This window comes from Microbacterium sp. GCS4, from assembly GCF_001262495.1.
Taxonomy (GTDB): Bacteria; Actinomycetota; Actinomycetes; order Actinomycetales; family Microbacteriaceae; genus Microbacterium.
Genome location: NZ_LGYE01000002.1, coordinates 903,258 through 922,906 on the forward strand (window position 1 = coordinate 903,258; position 19,649 = coordinate 922,906).

Sequence of the window (19,649 nt, forward strand, 5' to 3'; positions counted from 1 at the left end):
CACGCCCTCAGGGCGCGGGTGTGAAACCGAACACGCGGCCGAGGAACGCGAGCTCGCGCTCGAGCGCGTCGACGATCGTCTCCGCCGCCCGGAAGCCGTGGCCCTCCGTCGGGTACGCCACGTACTCGTGCTCCACGTCCCGCGACCGCAGCGCGTCGCGGATCGCCTCGGACTGGGCGGGAGGCACCACGCGATCCTCTCCGCCCTGCAACAGGAGCACCGGCACGTCGATGCGGTCGGCGTGCGTGAGCGGCGAGCGGTCGACGTACAGCTGCTCGGCCTCGGGGAGCGGACCCACCAGGCCCTCGATGTAGTGCGCCTCGAAGTCGTGCGAGTGCTCGGCCAGCATCCGCAGGTCCGCGACGCCGTAGCGGCTGATCCCGGCGGCGAACGTGCCGCCCCGCACGAGCGCAGACAGCACCGTCCACCCACCCGCCGAACCGCCGCGGATCGCGATGCGCGCCGGGTCGGCCAGCCCGGCATCCACCAGGCCGCGCGCGGCCGCGATCACGTCGTCGACGTCGACGACGCCCCACTGGCCGTCGAGCCTTTCGCGGTACGCACGGCCGTAGCCCGTCGATCCCCCGTAGTTGACGTCGAGCACGCCGATGCCGCGGCTGGTGTAGAACGCGACGGCGGCGGAGGACGCCCCGGTGACATGCGCCGTAGGACCGCCGTGCACGAAGACGACGTACGGCGAGAGCTCGCCGTCCGGCGCGGTGTGCTCGGGGTTCCGCGGGGCGTAGGCGAACGCGTGCACGGGGCCGTGCGGGCCGTCGACGAGGAGGACGGATGCCGTGGGCATCCACGCAGGATCCGCTGGCGTCCCTCCGGCGATGCGCTCGACTGCGCCCGAGTCGACGTCGACCGCCCACACGCCGGGTGCAGACGTCGAGCTGCTGCCGGACAGCAGCACGCGGGAGCCCGAGACGTCGTCGACGCTGACGTGACCGTCGGCCGCGAGGGTCAGCGGGCGTGCGCTGCCGTCCGGTGAGACGACCACCACGTCGTCGCGACCGTTCGTGCGCACCGCCACGATGCGGCCGTCGTCGAGAGGCTGGAACCATCTGTTGCCGAGAACCCAGAGCCCGTAGCCGGTGTCGGCGTCGATGCGAGCGGCCGACACCGCTCGAACATCCGCTTCGCTGCGGTCGCCGTCGGCGCCGCTGCCGTCGCCGAGGCGGAGGCGCTGCAGAGCCCAGCGCCCGGAGGGATCGTCGGCGTACACGAGCTCGTCGTCGCCGGTCCACTCCGGCTGCAGGGCGGCTCGGGTCGCAGGTGCGATCCGCCGGTCGCGGTCCGCGATCACGAGTGCGGCCGACTGCCACGGCATCCGGGGAGCATGCCACTCGACCCAGGCGAGGCGGGAGCCGTCGGGCGAGAGCGCGGGATGCGCGTAGAAGCCCTCGCCCTCCACGATCACGGTCAGTGCGCGCTCGTCGTCCGCTGCCGAGCCGTCCAGCGGGATCTCCACGATGCCGCGACGGTGCGGATCGCTCGTCAGGTCCTCACGGACCGCGAACAGGCGCCCGTGCTGCAGTCGCAGTCCGCCGTGAGCCGGCCCGGGCGGGGTGAGCGGCACGGGATCGCCGCCGCGCGGCATCCGGCGCACGCGCTGGTCGGCCGCGTCGACGAAGTACAGGGTGCCGTCGTGGTCGGCCGTCCAGGCGCCACCGCCGTACTCGTGCACTCGGGACCGCGCGTTCCACGGAGCGGGCAGGACCACCGCGCCCGTCGAGCTGCGCACTGCGACGCGGCCGCCCTCTGCGGGCACGGACTCTCCCCACCACACCTCGTCGCCGACGAAGCGGGCACCGTCGATGCGCGGCGCGGCTGCGGCGATCGACGCGGGGGAGAAGGGGGAGGACCAGGAGCCGTACGGTGCGGTCATGCCTTCGAGCCTAAGCGCGGGGCGCCGTGCGGTGCCTTCCGGCGCGCGTCGAGGGAGCGGGACGGCGCGCGGTCGTGCGGTGCGGCGCGGGCGGCGAACAGCGCAGAATCAGACGGCGCGCAGTCAGGCGGCGCAGTGTCAGACGGCGCGGAGGACGGCCACGACCTTGCCGAGGATCACGGCCTCGTCGCCGAGGATCGGCTCGAACGCGGAGTTGCGCGGCAGCAGCCACGTGTGACCGTCGCGGCGTCGCAGCACCTTGACGGTGGCTTCTCCGTCGAGCATCGCGGCGACGATCTCGCCGTTCTCGGCGGTGCCCTGGGATCGCACGACCACCCAGTCGCCGTCGCAGATCGCGGCGTCGATCATCGATTCGCCCGAGACCTTCAGCATGAACAGGTCGCCCTTGCCGACCAGCTGACGCGGCAGGGGGAAGATCTCCTCGACCTGCTGGTCGGCGGTGATCGGCACACCCGCGGCGATGCGGCCGACCAGGGGGACGAGCGCGGCGTCGCCGACCGGGGTCGCGACGTCGGCGGGATTCTCGGCGCCGGTGCCGGGGAGGTCGATCAGCACTTCCATGGCCCGTGTCTTGCCGGGATCGCGGCGCAGGTAGCCGCTGAGCTCGAGCTGGCCGAGCTGGTGGGTCACGCTCGACAGCGACTTGAGGCCGACGGCGTCGCCGATCTCGCGCATGCTCGGCGGGTAGCCGTAGCGGCTGATGGAGGTCTGGATGACCTCGAGGATGGCCATCTGCTTGGGGCTGAGGCTCTTCCGACGACGAGTGCGCGGCGCCTCGGCTTCGGGGGCGGAGTTCTCGCTCATGGTTCTCCTCAGGGGTGCGGATCCGGCGTCTCGATTCGAATGTCGGAGGTCCGTGGTGGGGTGTTCGTATCGAAACCGTATCCGAGAAACGCGCCGATAGGGAATATCTGTTCGAGCGTGTCGGTTATCTCGGGGGCCGGATTTCGAAGAAGTCTTGACAGATGTTCGAATTCGAAGATAACTTCGGAACGTAGCTTCGCATCCTCGGCTCCCGGCCGAGTCGCGGATGCGAACGCTACGCCACCTTCACCGCCCCGCGGTCACCCAGAGGAGCACGAGATGAGCACCATCACCTTCAGCAGCGCAGCAGTCCTTCCGGCACGTCCGGCGACTCGCATCCGGCTGACGGCGCGCGGTCGTCGGGTCGTGCTCGCTCTCGCGGCTCTGCCGCTCGCGGCGGGCATCGCCTTCGGTGCGCTGAGCGGCGGGAGCGCGATCGCATCGAACGAGCACGTCGCGACAGCATCCTTCGAGACCGTGACCGTGATGCCCGGCGACACCCTCTGGTCGATCGCCGAGAGCGTCGCGCCGGGATCGGACCCGCGTGAGGTCATCGGCGACATCACTCGGCTCAACGCGCTGCAGGGCGGCGCGTTGCAGATCGGTCAGGAGATCGCGATCCCCGCGGTCTACTCGGAGTGAGTGCTTCACTCGGCGTCACCGAGTGACGCGCGGTGCCCCGCTCGGCCTACCATGGGAAGGGTGACTGCTTCGCTCGCCGACCTTCCGCTCCGTGACGATCTCCGGGGCCTCACGCCCTATGGTGCGCCTCAGGCCCCGCTTCCCATCGCGCTGAACGTCAACGAGAACACGCATCCCGTGCCCGATGCCGTCGCCAGCGACATCCTCGACGACATCGCGGTGGCGCTTCGCGACGTCAACCGCTACCCCGATCGCGAGTTCACGACCCTCCGCGAAGGTTTCGCGGAGTACCTCGGCCACGGACTCGACGCCTCGCAGATCTGGGCCGGCAACGGTTCGAACGAGGTCCTGCAGCACATCCTGCAGGCGTTCGGTGGGCCCGGTCGCACCGCGTTCAGCTTCGCGCCCACCTACTCGATGTACCCGTTGATCGCGAAGGGCACCGGCGCGAACTGGGTCGCCGGTACGCGGCAGCCGGACTACACGATCACCCCGGATGAGGCCGCCGCGCAGGTCGCCGAGGTCGATCCCGACGTCATCCTGCTCTGCGCGCCGAACAACCCGACGGGTACCCCACTGGGCCTCGACGTCGTCGAGGCGGTCTACGAGGTCTCGCGGGGCATCGTCGTCGTCGACGAGGCGTACCAGGAGTTCGCACCGCACGACGCGCCCTCCGCTCTCACCTTGCTCGACGGCCGTCCGCGCCTGGCGGTCTCGCGCACCATGAGCAAGGCCTTCGCGTTCGCCGGCGCGCGCGTCGGCTACCTCGCTGCCGACCCCGCGTTCATCGACGCCCTGCGCCTCGTCCGTCTGCCCTATCACCTCAGCGCGCTCACACAGGCGGCCGCGATCGCGGCACTGCGCAACTCTGACGTGATGCTCGGCATGGTCGCGGAGATCGTCGAGCAGCGTGATCGGATCTCGGCGACACTCGAGGCGCTCGGCTACACGCCGCACGAGTCATGGTCGAACTTCGTGCTGTTCGGCGGCGTCGCCGATCCGAAGCGCGTCTGGCAGGAGCTGTACGACGGGGGAGTGCTGATCCGCGACGTGGGGCTTCCCGGGCACCTCCGTGTGACGGCCGGCACCGACGCCGAGACCACGGCGTTCCTGGACGCCCTCGCATCGATAGGATCGGCATCATGAGCAGCACCGCCCAGGCCCCGCGCACCGCCAACCGTGTGCGCAGCACCTCCGAGTCGTCCGTCGAGCTCGAGCTGAACCTCGACGGCACGGGTGCGAGCCGCATCGACACCTCGGTGCCGTTCTTCGACCACATGCTCACGGCGTTCGCGAAGCACTCGCTGACCGACCTCACGGTGCGCGCCTCCGGCGACACCCACATCGACGCCCACCACACCGTCGAGGACATCTCGATCGTGCTCGGTCAGGCGATCCGCGAGGCGCTCGGCGACAAGTCGGGCATCGCCCGCTACGGCGACGCGCTCGTGCCTCTCGACGAGGCGCTCGCGCAGGCCGTGGTCGACATCTCCGGACGGCCGTACCTCGTGCACACCGGCGAGCCCGTCGGCTTCGAGCACCACCTGATCGGCGGTCACTTCACGGGGTCGCTCGTGCGACACACGTTCGAGGCGCTCGCGTTCAACGCCGGCCTCACGGTGCACGTCCGAGTCCTGGGCGGCCGCGACCCGCACCACATCGCGGAGGCCGAGTACAAGGCGTTCGCGCGCGCGTTCCGTCAGGCCAAGGCTCTCGACCCGCTGGTCGACGGCATCCCCTCCACCAAGGGAGCGCTGTGAGCCGTACGCCCCGCGTCGCCGTCTTCGACTACGAGTCCGGCAACGTGCACTCGGCGGTGAAGGCCCTCGTCGCGGCCGGAGCGGATGCCGTGCTCACGCGCGACCGCTCCGAGGCGCTCGAGGCCGACGGCCTGCTCGTGCCCGGTGTCGGCGCCTTCCAGGCCGTGCGCGATGCCCTGCACGCCCACGGCGGGGACGAGATCATCGATCGCCGGCTCGCCGGCGGACGTCCGGTGCTCGGCATCTGCGTCGGCATGCAGGTCCTCTTCGCGCACGGCGTGGAGCGCGGCCACGACACCGAGGGACTCGGCGAATGGCCCGGGGCGGTGACCGAGCTGAACGCTCCCGTGCTCCCACACATGGGGTGGAACACCGTCGAACCCGGCGCGGACTCCGTTCTCTTCCGCGGAATCGAGCAGGAGCGCTTCTACTTCGTGCACTCCTACGGCGCCCAGAAGTGGGAGCTCGACGTCATCCCGCCGTTCCCGCAGCCGGTCCTGACGTGGGCGACGCACGGCGACCCGTTCCTCGCCGCCGTCGAGAACGGTCCGTTGTCGGCCACGCAGTTCCACCCGGAGAAGTCCGGCGATGCCGGCATCCAACTGCTCCGGAACTGGATCGGTTCCCTCGGGGACTGACCTGCCCGTACGGCCACCCGGCTGAGCGGGTCGCTCTCAGAACCCGCGGGCGACGGCCGCAGCGGCCGACAGCCACGCCTCCTGGGTGGGCGAGGCGAGCGCGCGCAGCCGAAGGTGACCGTCGACCATCTCCCGGTCGTAGGGGATCTGTACGACTTCCCGCGCGAGCGGCTGATAGCCGGCGACGACCTCGGCGATCTCGGCGGACGAGGCCTTGGGGTCGGCCTGGCTCACCACGACGACGGCCTGGCGCGCGAGATGGGCGGACCGCTCGTCGCGGTCCTCCAGCGCCTCCAGGAGCAGTGCCCCTGCTTCGGCGTGGTCGTCGCGGGTCGTCGTGGCGACGACGAGCTGGTCGGCACGGTCGATCATCCGCAACCACATCGGGTCGGACTCGTCGTTGCCCGAGTCGATGATGATGAGACGGTAGAACTTCGCGGCGACCGCGTGGATCGCATCCACGTCCGCGGGACTCAGCCTGTTCTCGTGCGCGAGCCGGATCGGCTTCGACCGCAGCACGTCGTACTTCTCCTGCGGCTGGTGGTGCACGAAATGCGCGAGGTCGGCGGACTGCCCTTGGGCGCCCAGCAGCCTCTGCGTCTGGGGGAGCAGTTCCAGGAGGGTGCGATCGTGCGCCCCGGTCTCGGTGCGCCACCCGAGCGTTCCCCGGGTCTGGTTGTTGTCCCAGGCGAGCACCCCGGCGCCACCGTACTGCGCGAACACCGCGGACAGCAGCACGGTCGCCGGGGTCTTCCCCGCTCCGCCCTTGCCGTTGACGACTGCGACGGTGCGAGGTCCCGGCCAGTGGCGGCTCACGGCATGCTCGTCATCGCGCTGTGCGCGTTCGCTCGCGTTCGGTCCCAGGGAGAACCCGAGACGGTTGAGGAAGCCGCGTCCTCCGCGGCGGGCGGGATCCTCGCGCGGATCCTGCTGGAGGAAGGAACGCCGCTCGACACCCTGCTCGCGCTGCTCGCGCCGGGATGCGGCGGGGTGGTCGGATGCCGACGCGGCAGGTGCCTGCGGCGCGGCGGGCGCGTGCGGCGCGGCGGGTGTCTGCGGTGCGGCGGGCGCGTGCGGTGCGGTGGGTGCCTGCGATGCGGCAGGCGGATGCTGCGCGGCCGGCGTATGTGGAGCCGCCGGCGCGTGCGGTGTGGCGGGCGCGTGCGATGCGGCGGGCGCGAACGGAGCCGAGGGAGCAGAGGTCCGCGGCGGATGCGCCCCGGGAACCTTCTCGACGAGTTCCGGCTGAGCCGGCGAGGTCGGCTGAGGTGGTGCTGCCGTCGCCGCCGGTGACGAGGGCGCGCCGGATGCCGGTGGCATGGTGGGCCGTGCCGCGGGCGCGGTGCCCTGGTCGGCGGCCTGCGGTGGGACGGGCATCGCGGTGGGCACGGGCGGCGTCGCCGGGGCGGACGGGATGCTCGCGGTGCTCGGCGACGGTGTGGTCGCCGGGTCGGGTGGGCTCGTCTGCGTCTGCGGGCTCGCCTGCGCAGGGGCGGGAGCGGGCGCGGTCACCTCGGATGGGGCGGCGGGTCGGTTCGCGGCGGCGGCGGCCGCAGCGGCACGCGTCGTGGGAGCGGGCACGGTGCGGGGCGCGGGAGTGACGGCCGGCGCGGTAGCGGACGTCGGCGGAGTCGTCGGGGCACCCGGGGTCACCGGCGCGGCCGGAGCCGGAGGAGTCGGGGGGTGGTCAGTCGGCGCCGCGGTTGGCGTCCGAGATACCGCGTATCCCGGCATGGTGGGCCAGTCGTCGTCATCCTGGTCCTGCGGAGTGAGGGGCACGTGCTCGACGAGCTCGGGCGTCTCGGGCGGGCTCGTGTTTCCCCGCCGCAGGGGGCCTCCGCCGTAGGCTTCGCCGTCGCGCGTCATGGACCTTCTCCTCGTCGACCGGATACACGTGTCTTCGAGGCTACCGCGTGGCATCCGTCCCACGGTGTCACGCTCATTTGGAGCGGACGGATGCGGCGGCTAGTGTCGATTCTCGTGCCGACGAATCGGCGCTCCCGATCCCACCTGAGGACGTCATGAACGACTTCGCGCAGTCCCCTTCCCTCACCCTGCTTCCCGCGGTCGACGTCGCAGGCGGCAAGGCTGTCCGGCTCACGCAGGGCGAGGCCGGCACCGAGACCAGCTACGGCGACCCGCTCGACGCGGCGGGGGAGTGGGTGTCGCAGGGGGCGAAGTGGATCCACCTCGTCGACCTCGACGCGGCGTTCGGGCGCGGCAGCAACGCGCCGATCCTCCGCAGGGTCATCAAGCAGTTCAAGAACGTGAACGTCGAGCTCTCCGGCGGCATCCGCGACGACGCCACTCTCGAGGCGGCTCTCGAGAGCGGGGCGACGCGCATCAACCTCGGCACCGCGGCGCTCGAGAACCCGGAGTGGGCCGCCGACGTCATCAGCCGCTTCGGCGAGGCGATCGCGGTCGGTCTCGACGTGCGCGGCACGACGCTCGCCGCGCGCGGGTGGACCAAGGAGGGCGGCGACCTCTGGGAGGTGCTCGAGCGCCTCGAGGACGCCGGTTGCAGCCGCTACGTCGTGACCGACGTCACGAAGGACGGCACGCTCAAGGGCCCGAACCTGGAGCTCCTGCGCGAGGTGACGTCCCGCACGCCCAAGCCTGTCGTGGCCTCCGGAGGCATCTCGAACCTCGACGACATCGCGGCGCTCCGCGACCTCGTGCCTCTCGGCGTCGAGGGTGCGATCGTCGGCAAGGCACTGTACGCCGGTGCGTTCACGCTCGCTGAGGCACTGGATGTCGCGGGAGACTGACGCCCCCGCGTGCGGCCCCGAGTCGCACGATCATTCGGCGCACGGCCACGGCGATTCCGCCGGCGTCCCGTGGGAGGGACGCAGCTTCGAGACGAATCCGCACGCCGCCGACGACGGCTCCGCGGACCCGGCCCTGCTCGCCGCCCTGCTGCGCTTCCGATCGGGGGAGGGCTCGCAGGCCGAGGTCGTCGATGCTTTTCGCGCAGCCAGGGTCCTGGTCCCTCTGATCGCCGAGAAGGGCGAGGAGGGGGTGGCGCCCAGCGGACTCGCGGTCGACAAGACGCAGGAGCTGTCGATCGTGACGGTGGCTGCTCCCGACGGACGTCGTGTGCAGCCCGTGTTCTCCTCCGTGCAGACGATGCAGGCATGGGATGCCGCGGCGCGGCCGATCCCGGTCGAGGCCGTGCGTGTCGCCCTGTCGGCCTCCGCGGAGGACACCGACCTGATCGTGCTCGACCCGACCTCCGAGACCGAGTTCGTGATCCGGCGTCCGGCAGTCTGGGCGCTCGCCCAGGGGCACGCGTGGGAGCCGAGCTTCCTGTCTCCCGAGGTGGTCCGCGCGCTGCAGGAGAGCGTCGCGCACGAGCTGGCCGTGATCGATGTCGCCGTCGCTCCGGGGGATCCCGACGCCCGTCTGCGCGGTCCCGAGCTGATCGTGATCCTCGAACTCGTCGACGGACTCGAGCGCGAAGTGTTGGATGCCGTGCTCTCCCGGCTTGCGCAGCGCTGGGCCGCCGACGACCGCATCGCCGTGCTCGCGGACTCGCTGACCGTCAAGCTGCGCCGCTCCGTCTGACGCCCTGCACCGATATGCTCGCGGCATGAAGCGGGTGAGCGCGGTCGGGGCGCTGGTGGGCGTCGTCGCAGTGCTCAGCGGCTCCGCGTTCCCGCCGGGCGCGTGCACGACGATCGGATGGAGCAACGCGGTCGAGATCGACCCCTCCGCCTACGGCTCCGACGTGTTCCTGCAGGTGTGCACGGATGCCGGGTGCTCGACGGGGCCGGGAGTCGAACCGACGCCGAGCACGGACCTCTCGGTGCCGGAGCGCGGGGACGCCGGGGCGTTCGGGTTCGGCTTCGACGCGCCGGACCACATCATCGTCCGCGTGTACGACGACGGCGGCATCCTGCTCTCCGAGACCGAGGAGCCGATCGACTGGACGCACTCCACCGACCCGTGCGGGGGACCGTCGACGGCGCCGCCGGTGGTTCTGGAGCGGTAGAGCGTTTCGTCTCGCTGCGCTCGCTCAACGACCGGTCAAGGGGCGCTCGTTCAACGAATGGGCAGGGGCGCCTGCGAAAGACCGGGGAGGGGTGCTCGCGAGAGACCGGGGAGTCGCGGGGTCAGGTGACCGGGCCGGTCCACTTCTCGCCGGGGCCCTTGCCGATCGGGTCGGGGATCGTGGAGGTCTCGCGGAATGCGAGCTGCAGCGAGCGGAGGCCGTCGCGCAGCGACCGCGCGTGCATGTCGCTGATCTCGGGTGCACCCGCGGTGATGAGGCCGGCGAGGGCGTTGATGAGCTTGCGAGCCTCATCGAGGTCGATCTGTGCGGCCGCGTTCGGGTCGTCGGCGAGGCCGAGCTTGACCGCGGCCGCGCTCATGAGGTGCACCGCCGCGGTGGTGATGACCTCGACCGCGGGGACGTCCGCGATGTCGCGGGTGGCCGACGACGCGGCCTCCTCCTGCCGAGCCCAGCGCTCTTCGCGCTCACGTGCGGTCTCGTCGGATGCCTGGTTCGTCACTTCGCCTTGCCTTCTGTTAGACTGTGTCGGGCTCCGGAGCGTCATGCTCCGGCACGAAAGAGGATTCACTTCCCACCCGCGCTTGCCGTTCCAGGCTACCGGGTCTTGCACTCCACCGGATCGCGTCGTCAGACCGAACCGGCAGACAGGGTGCGAAGCCGGCATCTGACTGCCGGCGGGTGGGGGACGATTCCGAATTCGCTCGGGATGCAGACAGCATCCTGATGGCCGAATCCCATCGTCTAAGGAGTTCCGCATCAGCGATCCCCGCACCAATGAGCGCATCCGCGTCCCCGAGGTCCGCCTCGTCGGCCCCGCGGGTGAGCAGATCGGCGTCGTCCGCATCGAGGCGGCGCTGCGCCTTGCGCAGGAAGCCGACCTCGATCTCGTCGAAGTGGCCCCCAACTCGAAGCCGCCCGTGGTCAAGATCATGGACTATGGCAAGTTCAAGTACGAGGCCAACCAGAAGGAGAAGGAAGCTCGCCGCAACCAGGCGAACACCGTCCTGAAGGAGGTGCGCTTCCGTCTGAAGATCGAGGCGCACGACTACACGACCAAGCTCAAGCGCGCCGAGGGCTTCCTCAAGGCCGGCGACAAGGTCAAGGCCATGATCCTGTTCCGCGGCCGTGAGCAGTCGCGTCCCGAGCAGGGCGTGCGTCTGCTCCGCAAGTTCGCGGAGGACGTCGCCGAACTCGGCACCGTCGAGTCGAACCCGACCATCGACGGCCGCAACATGGTCATGATCGTGGCCCCGCTCAAGAGCAAGTCCGAGGCCAAGCAGGAGCAGAACGCCGTCCGCGACGCGAAGAAGCGGGCCGCGCGCGATGCCAAGCACGAGTCCGACGCCCCGGCCGCAGCCGGGGCGGAGTGACGACCGCCCCCCTACTTCCCGCACAGCGGGTTGACACCGTCGCCTGAGAAGGCGCATTACGAAGGAAGAGAAGATGCCGAAGCAGAAGACCCACTCGGGTGCTAAGAAGCGCTTCAAGATCACCGGCAGCGGCAAGCTGAAGAAGCAGCAGGCCGGGATGCGCCACAACCTCGAGCACAAGTCGAGCCGTCGCACCCGTCGTCTGAACCAGGACCAGGTGCTCGCGAAGGCCGACTTCAAGGTCGCCAAGAAGCTTCTCGGCCGCTGACGCGCCCGAACGCACGAATAGGAACACAGGAAAATGGCAAGAGTCAAGCGGGCGGTAAACGCCCACAAGAAGCGCCGCGTCATCCTCGAGCGCGCATCCGGCTACCGCGGTCAGCGTTCGCGCCTCTACCGCAAGGCCAAGGAGCAGGTCATCCACTCCCTGGTCTACTCGTACCGGGACCGTCGCAAGCGCAAGGGTGACTTCCGTCGCCTCTGGATCCAGCGCATCAACGCTGCTGCACGCCAGAACGGCATCACGTACAACCGCTTCATCCAGGGCCTCGGCCTCGCGGGTGTCACGGTCGACCGTCGCATGCTCGCCGACCTCGCGGTCAACGACGCGGCGACGTTCACGACGCTCGTCGAGACGGCCAAGAAGGCTCTGCCTTCCGACGTCAACGCGCCGAAGTCGGCCGCGTAAGCAGCACGTCACGACAGAGGACGCTCTCCTTCGGGAGGGCGTCCTCTGTCGTTCTCCTGCTGTTATCCGCGGGAGAGGGTGCCAGGGTCCCTAGACTGGGATCGTGCTGGAGAACCCCCGGTCCCCCCGAGTCCGTGCCGTCGCGAAGCTGACGAAGCGCAGCGCGCGCACCGAGACGGGCCTGTACCTGCTCGAAGGCCCTCAGGCGGTGCGTGAGGCGCTCACCTACAGTCCTGAGGCCATCGTCGAACTGTTCGCGACTCCGAGCGGTTGGGACAAGCATCCCGACATCCGGGCGAAGGCGACGGATGCCGGCGTCGACGTCGAGCACGTCACAGAGTACGTCCTCAACGCGATGGCCGACACGGTCACCCCCCAGGGGCTGGTCGCGGTCGTGCGTCAGACGCCCACCTCCGTGCGCGACATCTTCGCGGCCGCTCCCCGTCTCGTGGCGATCTGCGAGGAGATCCGCGATCCGGGCAACCTCGGCACGATCATCCGGGCGGCCGATGCCGCGGGAGCCGATGCCGTCGTGCTCACCGGCAACACGGTCGACCCGTACAACCCCAAGGTCGTCCGGGCGACGACCGGATCCCTGTTCCACCTCCCGGTGTCGGTGAACGCCGACCTGGCCGATGTCGTGGAGCGGGCGCACGCCTCAGGCCTCCGCATCCTCGCCGCCGATGTGAAGGGCGACGACCTGCTCGACGCGCGCGCCGAGGGGATGCTGGCGGAGCCGACGGCGTGGCTGTTCGGCAACGAGGCGCGGGGCCTGGAAGACGAGGCGCTCGACCGCGCCGACAGGGTGCTCCGGCTGCCGATCTTCGGACGGGCGGAGTCCCTCAACCTCGCGACGGCCGCGAGCGTGTGCCTGTACGAGAGCGCCTTCGCACAGCGCGCCGCGGCGCTCACCTGAGCCGCTCGCGGTCGGGCGCGACGACCCCCGACTGATAATCTGTCCCCCTGCCCGAGCGGAGAAGGGGACCGGGGTCGATGCGGATTCTGATCGTGGAGGACGACGAGCGCGTCGCCGCCGCCCTCGACGCGTTCCTCGCGCGGTCCGGGTACGCGACCGCCCGGGCCTCGGACGGCGCATCCGCGCTCGAGATGGTGGGCGCCGACACCGAGGTCGTGCTGCTGGATCTCGGCCTGCCCGACGTCGACGGCATCGACCTGTGCCGACGCATCCGCGGCCGCTCCGAGGTCCCGATCGTGATCGTCACGGCTCGCAACCAGGTCACCGAGCGCATCAAGGGGCTGCGCGCCGGCGCCGACGACTTCGTGGTCAAGCCCTACGACGTGCACGAGCTGCTCGCCCGCATCGAGGCCGTCACACGGCGATCACGCCCGGTGCAGCCCGTGACCGAGGCGATCGTGCAGATAGACGACGGCGCCGTGCAGATCGACCTCGTCGCACGCCAGGTCGTGGTGGACCGGGCCCTTCTCGAGCTCACCCGCAAGGAGTTCGACATCGTCGCGGTGCTCGCGCGCTACCCCGGCGTGGCGGTACCGAAGGAACGTCTCATCCGCGAGGTGTGGAACACCGATTGGCGGGGCTTCGGTCACTCGCTCGAGGTGCACGTGGGCGCGATCCGCAAGAAGGCCGGGCACCGGCGGCTCATCGAGACCGTGCGCGGCGTCGGCTACCGGCTGGCGGGGTGAGCGACGCATGCGCAGACGCCTCGTGGTCGTCTTCCTCGTGCCTCTGATCGCGATACTCCTGACGCTCGGCGGCGCGACGACATGGAGCGCGACGCGCAGCATCCAGCAGGCGTTCTACACCGAGCAGCTCGGCGACCTCGCCTATTTCGTGACCAGCGCGAGGCAGGCACTGCGATCGGGGAGCGCCGCGGTGATCGACGCCGAGGTGCAGCGGTTCCACGAGGTGTACGGGATCGACGTCGTCGTGTTCGACCTCTCGGGCGGCGAGTGGGCGGCCGGCGATGCCGACGGAGACGTGCTCACGGACGACGAGGCGGCGCGGGTGGGTCTCGCGCTGTCCGGCCGCCGCGCGGAGGCCCCCGAGCCGGTGTTCCCGTGGAGCGTCGCCGACTCCTCGCTCGTGGAGCCGGTGTTCGATGACGGAGACGTGATCGGCGCGGTCATGGTGTCCGAGGACACCTCGGCGCCGCGGGCCGAGATCATCCAGCAGATCGTCGTGCTGTCGCTCGTCGCCGTGCTGTCGGTCGCGCTCGGCATCCTCCTCGTCCGCCAGCTCGCTCGCTGGGTGCTCGCGCCGGTGCGCCGGCTCGACGAGGCCATGGTGGCGATCGAGCGCGGCGAGATGGATGCGCGTGTCGCCGAGGACACCGGACCGCCCGAGCTGCGCCGCATGACCCGGGTGTTCAACGGCATGGCCGACGAGATCGAGAGGGTCATGACCCGGCAGCAGGAGTTCGCGTTGAACGCCTCTCACGAGCTCCGCAACCCGCTCAACGCCCTGCTGCTGCGCGTCGAGCATCTCGCGACGGGGCTCGACGACGAGTGGGCCGACGACGTGGAGGAGACGCGCGAGGAGGGACGCCGCATGACCCGCATCCTCGAGACGCTTCTCGGTCTCGCCCGCGGCGGCCGACTCGACACGACGATCTCGGCGGTCGACCTCGCGACGCTCGCGGGGCGTCGGGTGGATGCGTGGCGGGACGTGGCCGCGCAGCGCGGCATCCGCATCTCTGCGGCCACGTCGGATGCCGTGCTGAGCGTGACCGACCGCACGATCGTCGAGAGCGCGCTGGACGCGGTCATCGACAACGCCGTGAAGTACTCGCCGGCGGGTTCGACGGTCGAGGTCGCCGCGCGCCGTGACGGCGAGGTCTGCCGGCTCTCGGTGCGGGACGACGGTCCCGGCCTCACGGTCGAGCAGGCGGCGTACGCGACCGATCGCTTCTGGCGCAGCGACGGGAACGGCGAGACCCCCGGCTCCGGGCTGGGACTGGCGATCGCCACCGATCTCCTCGCGACGGTGGACGGAGAGCTCGTCGTGGATGCCCCGGACGGCGGCGGACTGCTCGTCACGCTCCTGCTGCCAGCGGGGACGATCGCATGAGGCGCGGGATGCGGCAGCGGATGACGCGCCGTCTTGTCGCGGCGGCGCTCGTGCTCGTGACGGCCGCTCTGGCGACCGGCTGCGGCGGACGATCGGACGGCTGGGGTGCGGAGCCGACCTCGATCGCCGGCGGCGGGCCGGACGGCGTGTACTTCGCGTACGGCACCCGACTCGCGGAGGAGCTCTCGGCGCGGTTCGACCTCGACGTGTCGGCGGAGCAGACCGCAGGATCGGTCGACAACCTGCTGCGCGTGGCATCGGGGGAGTCCCTGCTCGGATTCGCGCAGGGCGACGCGGCAGCGGATGCCGTCGCCGGGGTCGGTGCGTTCGCGGAACCGCTGCCCGTGCAGGCCGTCGCACGCCTCTACGACGAGTACCTGCACGTGGTTGTGCGGGAGGACTCCGACATCGACCAGCTCGCCGACCTCACGGGACGTACGGTGTCGCTGGGCGCGGAGAACTCCGGGGTCAACGTGATCGCCTCGCGCGTGCTGGACGCGGCGGACGTCGACGTCGCGTCGATCGACGACCCGCAGCTCGGGCTCGGGGACTCCATCCGCGCGCTCGAGGACTCGACGATCGACGGCTTCTTCTGGGTCGGGGGCATCCCGACCCCCGGGATCGCCGAGCTCGCGCGCACGACCCCGGTGCGGCTCCTGCCGATCGAGCAGGGGTGGGTCGCCGACGTCAACGAGCGCTACTCGCACGCCTACCGGCAGGCGGACCTGCCGGTAGGGCTCTACGGGATCGCCGAATCGGAGCCGACCCTCGCGGTGCCGAACTACCTCGTCACCGCGGCGGACACCCCGGATGGCGTGGTGCGTGACGTGCTCGACGCGCTGTTCGGAGCGCGCACCTCGATCGCCCATGATGTTCCGGTCGCCGCGTTCCTCGACCGCACCCAGGCCATCTTCACGGGGCCGGTGCCCCTGCATCCGGGAGCCGTCGAGTACTTCCGCAGTCAGCGCGACTGAAATGCCGGTCGGCGATCTCAAGAAATCCTCAAGAAGTTCTCACCGAGGCATCCCGCTCTGACAATCTGGGGTCGATCGCGCATGATTCGACGGAGAATTCAGATGCCAGTACGCCCGTGCCTACCCTGCAGGCCCGGGTCTCGGCATCCCTTCGGATCGTCTCGCGATCGCATCCGATCGGAGGCTTGCCGTTCCGTTCTCCGTGGGGGAGGAACGAGGCGGCAGGGACGCCCCCTCGGTCTGCGGGGGCGGACCGGGGGGCACTCCGGTGCTCGGGCGGACACGGCTCGATCACGGGATTACGAACGTGTAAATCTCGACGAACCCGCCTGGAGACGCGTCATCGACGTGACTAGTTTGGAGAAATGATGACCTCTGATAAGCCGCTCGTCGTCGTCGACAACGTGCAGAAGCACTACGGCGACTTCCAGGCGCTCACCGACATCGATCTCACGGTCAACGCCGGCGAGGTCGTCGTGGTGATCGGCCCCTCCGGTTCGGGCAAGTCGACCCTGTGCCGCACGATCAACCGCCTCGAGACCATCACGAGCGGCACGATCAGCATCGACGGCAAAGCGCTCCCCGCCGAAGGCAAGGGGCTCGCCACGCTGCGCGCGGACGTCGGGATGGTGTTCCAGTCGTTCAACCTCTTCGCGCATCTCACGATCCTCGAGAACGTGACGCTCGGGCCCATCAAGGTCCGCGGCCTCAAGAAGGCGGATGCCGAGAAGGAGGCCATGGCGCTGCTCGAGCGTGTCGGCGTCGCGAAGCAGGCCTCGAAGCTCCCCGCGCAGCTGTCGGGCGGACAGCAGCAGCGTGTCGCGATCGCCCGTGCCCTCGCGATGCACCCCAAGGTCATGCTCTTCGACGAGCCGACGAGCGCGCTCGACCCCGAGATGATCAACGAGGTCCTCGATGTCATGGTCGAACTCGCCCAGGAGGGCATGACGATGATCGTCGTGACGCACGAGATGGGCTTCGCCCGCAAGGCGGCCGATCGCGTCGTCTTCATGGCCGACGGGCAGATCGTGGAAGAGGCGAAGCCCGAGGAGTTCTTCACCAACCCGAAGAGCGACCGGGCCAAGGACTTCCTCTCGAAGCTCCTCACGCACTGAGCCCCACGCGCTGATGCCGCACACGTCAGCCCCGCACACCTCACAGACCCTGCACACACAGCACACGAAGGAGACGCACATGCGACGCACACGGACACTGGCAGGAATCGGTATCGCAGCCGTAGCACTGCTCGCCCTGACGGCCTGCAACAGCGGCACGCCGTCCAGCACCGGAGCGCCGGAGGGCGGCGACGAGGGCGACTCGTCCAGCAGCACCCCCTGGACCGTTCTCACGGACGTCAGCATCGACGGCAGCCCGACCTTCGACCGGATCTCCTCGTCCGGCACGGTGAAGGTCGGCGTCAAGGAAGACCAGCCGGGTCTCGGTTACCTCGACCCTGTGACGGGCGAGCGCACCGGATTCGACGTCGACATCGCGCGCTGGATGGCCGCATCGCTCGGAGTCGACCCGGAGAAGATCGAGTTCCAGGCGATCGCCTCCGCCAACCGCGAGCAGGCCATCGTCAACGGCGACATCGATTACTACGTCGGCACCTACTCGATCACCGACAAGCGCAAGGAGCAGATCTCCTTCGCCGGTCCGTACTTCGTCACGGGTCAGGGTCTCCTGGTCGCGGCCGACAGCGACATCGAGAGCGTCGACGACCTCAGCTCGTCGACCACCGTCTGCTCGGCGACCGGCTCCACGCCGATCCAGAACATCAAGACGAACTACCCCGATGTCCCGACCAAGGAGTACGACACGTACTCGAAGTGCGTCGAGGACCTCAAGAACGGCCAGGTCGACGCCGTCACGACCGATGAGGCGATCCTCATCGGTTACGCAGCACAGGACCCCGACAACCTCAAGGTGGTCGGCGAGCCCTTCAGCGAGGAGCGCTACGGCATCGGAGTCGCCAAGGGCGATGACGCGCTGGTCGAGTACTTCAACACGCAGCTGACCGACGGCGGAGACATCTGGCAGCAGATCTTCGACAACAACCTCGGCGCCTCCGGTGTCAAGGCCACCCAGCCCGAGGTCGACCCGGTCGGCTGATGACGACGGGGCGGCCGGCACGGTCGGCCGCCCCATATCAGCAGGTCCATCCGAGAACCCGAATCGACAGGAGCAGCAGTGGGAGTCATCACCGACCACCTCGACCTCTGGGGAGAGGCGCTGTGGGGAACCATCGTCCTGTTCCTGGGTGGAGGACTGATCGCCCTGGTCCTCGGACTCATCGTCGGGGCGGCGAGAGTCTCGCCGGTGCCGATCGCTCGTGCCGCGGGCGGCGTGTATGTCAACTGGATCCGCAACACCCCGCTGACACTCGTCATGTTCTTCTTCGCGTTCTGCCTGCCGATCCTGCTCGGCGAGCGCGTGAACTCGCTGCTGCTCGCGGTACTCGCGCTCGGCATCTACACCGCCACGTACGTTGCGGAGGCGCTGCGCGCCGGTATCAACACCGTCCCGGTCGGACAGGCCGAGGCCGCGCGGGCGATCGGCCTGAACTTCGGGCAGGTCATGCGCTACGTCGTGCTGCCGCAGGCGACGAGGTCTGTCGTCCCGCCGATGATGAGCGTCCTGATCGCTCTCATGAAGAACACCACGGTCGCCGCCGGCTTCTCCGTGGTCAACCTCGGCACGATCCGAGCGGCTCTCAGCGAGCGCGGTGAGAGCGCCCTGGCCGTGCTGCTCTGGGTCATGGTCATCTTCATCGTGCTCGTGCTGGTGCTCAGCTGGGTGCAGAACAGACTCGAGAACAAGTGGAGGATCGTGCGATGAGCTCCGTTCTTTTCGACGTCCCGGGCCCCCGCGCCGTCGTCCGCAACCGGATCATCGGCGTGGTCACCGTGCTCGTCGTGCTCGCGGTGCTCGGCTGGGTCGTCTGGAGGCTCTTCGCCACCGGGCAGTTCTCCGCGGCGAAGTGGAACATCTTCACCTTCTCTGCCGTGTGGGTGCGATTCGGCGAGGGCCTGCTGAGCACTCTGGCTGCGTTCGCCGTCGCTGGCGTCGGGTCTCTCGCTCTCGGCTTCCTCCTGGGTGTGGGCCGGCTATCGGAGCATGCCTGGGTGAGGGAGCCCGTCCGGTGGATCATCGAGGTCTTCCGTGCGATCCCCGTCCTCATCCTGATGATGCTGCTCTACTACGGCCTCCCGGTGATCGGTGTGCGGATGCCGCCATACTGGGCGGTCGTGATCGCGCTGATCGTGTACAACGGATCGGTGCTCGCCGAGGTGCTCCGCGCCGGGGTCGAGTCGCTGCCTCGCGGCCAGAAAGAGGCCGGCTACGCCATCGGTCTACGCAAGACCGGGGTCATGCGCCTCATCCTGCTGCCGCAGGCCGTCCGCGCGATGATGCCGGTCATCATCGCCCAGCTCGTCGTCGCGCTCAAGGACACCGCCCTCGGGTTCATCATCACCTACCAGGAGCTCCTCTACGTCATCAACCAGATCGGCAACCAGGCGCCGTACGGCTCGCCGCTGATCCCCTCCGCCATCATCGGCGGGTCGATGTACGTGGCCGTCTGTCTCCTCCTCTCGTACGTCGCTTTCCGTCTGCAGAAGCGCGTGAAGCGTTCACCTGCGCAGGCCGCTGCCGCAGGGAATGTCGCCGCCGACGACGAAGCCACGCTCACGCAGGTCATCGCGACGCAGCGGGACTCCGCGCCGTCCGATTCGACGTTCCGGTGACGACGCGGTGACGCGCTGCTGTTCTGAGCGCGCCACCGCGCGCCGGTAGACTCGTCT

22 protein-coding genes are annotated in these 19,649 nt (G+C 69.8%); 18 read left to right on the forward strand and 4 right to left on the reverse strand.

The window, feature by feature from the left end; all coding sequences use genetic code 11:
* Window positions 1–7 precede the first annotated feature (7 nt).
* Both AKH00_RS11620 and lexA read right to left on the reverse strand, forming a co-directional pair.
* A complete protein-coding gene (locus AKH00_RS11620; protein WP_050722833.1) occupies window positions 8–1,891 on the reverse strand; it encodes a dipeptidyl-peptidase 5 in 1,884 nt (627 codons plus the stop codon).
* A gap of 138 nt (window positions 1,892–2,029) precedes the next feature.
* Window positions 2,030–2,716 carry a transcriptional repressor LexA gene (gene lexA, locus AKH00_RS11625; RefSeq protein ID WP_050722834.1) on the reverse strand — a complete coding sequence of 229 codons (687 nt, stop codon included), beginning with the start codon at window positions 2,714–2,716 and terminating at the stop codon, window positions 2,030–2,032.
* Window positions 2,717–2,995: 279 nt separating this feature from the next.
* On the opposite strand from lexA, the gene AKH00_RS11630 reads away from it, so the two are divergent.
* Genes AKH00_RS11630 through hisH form a run of 4 tightly spaced genes read left to right on the forward strand, consistent with a single transcriptional unit; the run spans window position 2,996 to window position 5,756 of the window.
* The gene (locus tag AKH00_RS11630; protein WP_050722835.1) at window positions 2,996–3,358 is read left to right on the forward strand and encodes a LysM peptidoglycan-binding domain-containing protein; all 363 of its coding nucleotides are present in this window, start codon (window positions 2,996–2,998) and stop codon (window positions 3,356–3,358) included.
* 51 nt (window positions 3,359–3,409) lie between these two features.
* Entirely contained in the window at window positions 3,410–4,504 is a 1,095-nt protein-coding gene (locus AKH00_RS11635) for a histidinol-phosphate transaminase (protein ID WP_200903840.1), read from the forward strand.
* Window positions 4,501–5,118 carry an imidazoleglycerol-phosphate dehydratase HisB gene (gene hisB / locus AKH00_RS11640; RefSeq protein ID WP_050722837.1) on the forward strand — a complete coding sequence of 206 codons (618 nt, stop codon included), beginning with the start codon at window positions 4,501–4,503 and terminating at the stop codon, window positions 5,116–5,118. Before AKH00_RS11635 ends, hisB begins: the two co-directional genes overlap by 4 nt.
* The gene (gene hisH / locus AKH00_RS11645) at window positions 5,115–5,756 is read left to right on the forward strand and encodes an imidazole glycerol phosphate synthase subunit HisH (protein WP_050722838.1); all 642 of its coding nucleotides are present in this window, start codon (window positions 5,115–5,117) and stop codon (window positions 5,754–5,756) included. The genes hisB and hisH overlap by 4 nt, the downstream gene beginning before the upstream one ends.
* Window positions 5,757–5,792: 36 nt before the next feature.
* Here the strand turns inward: hisH and AKH00_RS11650 are convergent, their stop codons facing one another.
* Window positions 5,793–7,622: a MinD/ParA family ATP-binding protein gene (locus AKH00_RS11650; protein ID WP_050722839.1), complete on the reverse strand. Its 1,830-nt coding sequence runs from the start codon at window positions 7,620–7,622 to the stop codon at window positions 5,793–5,795.
* 155 nt (window positions 7,623–7,777) lie between these two features.
* On the opposite strand from AKH00_RS11650, the gene priA reads away from it, so the two are divergent.
* Genes priA through AKH00_RS11665 form a run of 3 tightly spaced genes read left to right on the forward strand, consistent with a single transcriptional unit; the run spans window position 7,778 to window position 9,747 of the window.
* Window positions 7,778–8,524 (forward strand): bifunctional 1-(5-phosphoribosyl)-5-((5-phosphoribosylamino)methylideneamino)imidazole-4-carboxamide isomerase/phosphoribosylanthranilate isomerase PriA, encoded by a 747-nt coding sequence (gene priA, locus AKH00_RS11655; RefSeq protein WP_050722840.1) that lies wholly within the window; start codon window positions 7,778–7,780, stop codon window positions 8,522–8,524.
* Complete coding sequence (locus AKH00_RS11660; RefSeq protein WP_050722841.1) at window positions 8,508–9,320, forward strand: SseB family protein; 813 nt, start codon at window positions 8,508–8,510, stop codon at window positions 9,318–9,320. The genes priA and AKH00_RS11660 overlap by 17 nt, the downstream gene beginning before the upstream one ends.
* Before the next feature lie 25 nt (window positions 9,321–9,345).
* Window positions 9,346–9,747, forward strand: a complete 402-nt coding sequence (locus AKH00_RS11665; protein ID WP_050722842.1) for a hypothetical protein — start codon at window positions 9,346–9,348, stop codon at window positions 9,745–9,747.
* Between the two features lie 121 nt (window positions 9,748–9,868).
* Here AKH00_RS11665 and AKH00_RS11670 read toward each other — a convergent pair whose 3' ends face one another.
* Entirely contained in the window at window positions 9,869–10,267 is a 399-nt protein-coding gene (locus tag AKH00_RS11670; RefSeq protein ID WP_050722843.1) for a DUF1844 domain-containing protein, read from the reverse strand.
* A 232-nt stretch (window positions 10,268–10,499) separates the two neighbouring features.
* Here AKH00_RS11670 and infC point away from each other — a divergent pair, with 232 nt between their 5' ends.
* From infC to AKH00_RS11725, 11 genes are all read left to right on the forward strand, one after another.
* On the forward strand, window positions 10,500–11,138 hold the full coding sequence (gene infC / locus AKH00_RS11675; protein WP_082297562.1) for a translation initiation factor IF-3: 639 nt from the start codon (window positions 10,500–10,502) through the stop codon (window positions 11,136–11,138).
* A 73-nt stretch (window positions 11,139–11,211) separates the two neighbouring features.
* Complete coding sequence (gene rpmI / locus AKH00_RS11680) at window positions 11,212–11,406, forward strand: 50S ribosomal protein L35 (RefSeq protein ID WP_025105280.1); 195 nt, start codon at window positions 11,212–11,214, stop codon at window positions 11,404–11,406.
* Between the two features lie 33 nt (window positions 11,407–11,439).
* A complete protein-coding gene (gene rplT / locus AKH00_RS11685; protein WP_045252681.1) occupies window positions 11,440–11,826 on the forward strand; it encodes a 50S ribosomal protein L20 in 387 nt (128 codons plus the stop codon).
* Window positions 11,827–11,929: 103 nt separating this feature from the next.
* Window positions 11,930–12,742 carry a TrmH family RNA methyltransferase gene (locus AKH00_RS11690; protein ID WP_050722845.1) on the forward strand — a complete coding sequence of 271 codons (813 nt, stop codon included), beginning with the start codon at window positions 11,930–11,932 and terminating at the stop codon, window positions 12,740–12,742.
* A 77-nt stretch (window positions 12,743–12,819) separates the two neighbouring features.
* A complete protein-coding gene (locus AKH00_RS11695) occupies window positions 12,820–13,488 on the forward strand; it encodes a response regulator transcription factor (RefSeq protein ID WP_050722846.1) in 669 nt (222 codons plus the stop codon).
* 7 nt (window positions 13,489–13,495) lie between these two features.
* Complete coding sequence (locus AKH00_RS11700) at window positions 13,496–14,872, forward strand: sensor histidine kinase (RefSeq protein WP_050722847.1); 1,377 nt, start codon at window positions 13,496–13,498, stop codon at window positions 14,870–14,872.
* 20 nt (window positions 14,873–14,892) lie between these two features.
* Window positions 14,893–15,846 (forward strand): TAXI family TRAP transporter solute-binding subunit, encoded by a 954-nt coding sequence (locus AKH00_RS11705; RefSeq protein WP_152926165.1) that lies wholly within the window; start codon window positions 14,893–14,895, stop codon window positions 15,844–15,846.
* A gap of 368 nt (window positions 15,847–16,214) precedes the next feature.
* Window positions 16,215–16,961 (forward strand): amino acid ABC transporter ATP-binding protein, encoded by a 747-nt coding sequence (locus AKH00_RS11710; RefSeq protein ID WP_050722964.1) that lies wholly within the window; start codon window positions 16,215–16,217, stop codon window positions 16,959–16,961.
* A 79-nt stretch (window positions 16,962–17,040) separates the two neighbouring features.
* The gene (locus AKH00_RS11715) at window positions 17,041–17,958 is read left to right on the forward strand and encodes a glutamate ABC transporter substrate-binding protein (protein WP_050722849.1); all 918 of its coding nucleotides are present in this window, start codon (window positions 17,041–17,043) and stop codon (window positions 17,956–17,958) included.
* Window positions 17,959–18,036: 78 nt separating this feature from the next.
* A complete protein-coding gene (locus AKH00_RS11720) occupies window positions 18,037–18,684 on the forward strand; it encodes an amino acid ABC transporter permease (RefSeq protein WP_050722850.1) in 648 nt (215 codons plus the stop codon).
* Window positions 18,681–19,592, forward strand: a complete 912-nt coding sequence (locus AKH00_RS11725) for an amino acid ABC transporter permease (protein WP_050722965.1) — start codon at window positions 18,681–18,683, stop codon at window positions 19,590–19,592. The genes AKH00_RS11720 and AKH00_RS11725 overlap by 4 nt, the downstream gene beginning before the upstream one ends.
* Window positions 19,593–19,649: the final 57 nt, after the last annotated feature.

Bases quoted from the DNA above. Each gene is read 5' to 3' on its own strand.
- AKH00_RS11660 (WP_050722841.1), top strand. From the start codon at position 8,508: ATGTCGCGGGAGACTGACGCCCCCGCGTGCGGCCCCGAGTCGCACGAT.
- AKH00_RS11715 (WP_050722849.1), top strand. From the start codon at position 17,041: ATGCGACGCACACGGACACTGGCAGGAATCGGTATCGCAGCCGTAGCA.
- AKH00_RS11665 (WP_050722842.1), top strand. From the start codon at position 9,346: ATGAAGCGGGTGAGCGCGGTCGGGGCGCTGGTGGGCGTCGTCGCAGTG.
- rpmI (WP_025105280.1), top strand. From the start codon at position 11,212: ATGCCGAAGCAGAAGACCCACTCGGGTGCTAAGAAGCGCTTCAAGATC.
- AKH00_RS11620 (WP_050722833.1), bottom strand. From the start codon at position 1,891: ATGACCGCACCGTACGGCTCCTGGTCCTCCCCCTTCTCCCCCGCGTCG.
- lexA (WP_050722834.1), bottom strand. From the start codon at position 2,716: ATGAGCGAGAACTCCGCCCCCGAAGCCGAGGCGCCGCGCACTCGTCGT.
- AKH00_RS11635 (WP_200903840.1), top strand. From the start codon at position 3,410: ATGGGAAGGGTGACTGCTTCGCTCGCCGACCTTCCGCTCCGTGACGAT.
- AKH00_RS11700 (WP_050722847.1), top strand. From the start codon at position 13,496: ATGCGCAGACGCCTCGTGGTCGTCTTCCTCGTGCCTCTGATCGCGATA.
- AKH00_RS11650 (WP_050722839.1), bottom strand. From the start codon at position 7,622: ATGACGCGCGACGGCGAAGCCTACGGCGGAGGCCCCCTGCGGCGGGGA.
- AKH00_RS11630 (WP_050722835.1), top strand. From the start codon at position 2,996: ATGAGCACCATCACCTTCAGCAGCGCAGCAGTCCTTCCGGCACGTCCG.
- AKH00_RS11725 (WP_050722965.1), top strand. From the start codon at position 18,681: ATGAGCTCCGTTCTTTTCGACGTCCCGGGCCCCCGCGCCGTCGTCCGC.
- AKH00_RS11710 (WP_050722964.1), top strand. From the start codon at position 16,215: ATGACCTCTGATAAGCCGCTCGTCGTCGTCGACAACGTGCAGAAGCAC.
- AKH00_RS11705 (WP_152926165.1), top strand. From the start codon at position 14,893: ATGACGCGCCGTCTTGTCGCGGCGGCGCTCGTGCTCGTGACGGCCGCT.
- hisB (WP_050722837.1), top strand. From the start codon at position 4,501: ATGAGCAGCACCGCCCAGGCCCCGCGCACCGCCAACCGTGTGCGCAGC.
- AKH00_RS11695 (WP_050722846.1), top strand. From the start codon at position 12,820: ATGCGGATTCTGATCGTGGAGGACGACGAGCGCGTCGCCGCCGCCCTC.
- rplT (WP_045252681.1), top strand. From the start codon at position 11,440: ATGGCAAGAGTCAAGCGGGCGGTAAACGCCCACAAGAAGCGCCGCGTC.
- priA (WP_050722840.1), top strand. From the start codon at position 7,778: ATGAACGACTTCGCGCAGTCCCCTTCCCTCACCCTGCTTCCCGCGGTC.